Raw genomic sequence first — 1,060 nt, 5'->3', positions numbered from 1 at the left:
TCCTCTCGCCTCCCGGAACACCGACATCCCCGACGAGGAGGCGATGTTCCGCGGGATTCCGCTTCCCGTCCCCGGCCTCGGTCACCTGAACCCGCCGCGCACGATGAACACGGAGAGCGCGGGCCAGGCGGATCACGTCATGGCCGCGTTCCCGAGCAGTACGCGGCACAAGATCTACCGGGACATCGTCCGTGGCATGGCCGACATCCTCGCCGCGGATGCGCAGATCGGTGAGGAGGGCGCCAAGGCGAAGGACGTCACGGACCTGATCGACACCTACCTGATGGATGTCGCGTCGATCGCCATCACCAGTGACTACCGGGTGAACGCGGCGAAGGAGCCGGCGAACACGGCGCGGGTCTACAACGCGTACAAGGAGATGTTCGTCCAGCAGTTGGCGGAGGACAGTCCGGTGCGTGCGCTGGTTCCGGCGGACAAGGGCTGGTTCGGTGTGGCGCGCGACTTCACGACGCTCGCCGCCAGTCTGGGCACGAACAATCGCGGTGACAGCATTCAGCGTCCGCTGCCGCCGTCAGGTGAGGCGCGCCCCCGGCTTCCGCAGGACACGATGAGTACGGAGCCGGTCCAGGAGGTCACACCGCCGGTTCCGGTGGGGCCGCAGGACTCCCGACCTCGTTTCGTGGTGCGTTCGGGGTTCGATGCGCGGCGGTTCGTGTTCGACGGTGAGCCGGTGACGGATCTGACGGTGCGGGTGGCGCTGCGTGATGGCGAGGAAGACCGACCGCAGCAGGTGTTCGACAAGCTGAGCTCCGGTGTGGCGGAGTTCTTGAACGATCCCGCTTATCGTCTGCCGAATAATGACCGGTTGCATGTGTCGGTGGAGTTGGTGGCGCCGGGGGAGTCCCCGCATCTGACGGTGGACCTGGTGGGTCGTGACCGGGTGATGGATCAGTCGGTGTGGTGGGCGGAGGCGGACCCGGTGCATCTGGTGCACGAGTTGACGCATCAGCTGGGTCTGCGGGACGAGTACCGGGACGCGGATGCGCCGCATCGTCCGCACGTGCCGGGCAGCCTGCTTGGTGCGGTGAACGAGAGCCCT

General features: G+C 66.8%; 1 protein-coding gene. It reads left to right on the top strand.

The genetic code is table 11. The annotated features are described in order from the left end of the window. Positions 1-1,060: hypothetical protein (locus ACY34M_RS41855; protein WP_462724163.1), on the top strand; the 1,060-nt coding region annotated here is incomplete at both ends.

Source organism: Streptomyces sp. EDA2-14, assembly GCF_054963755.1.
Note: the sequence above shows the minus strand (reverse complement) of the source record. Positions and strands in the feature narration are given on the sequence as shown.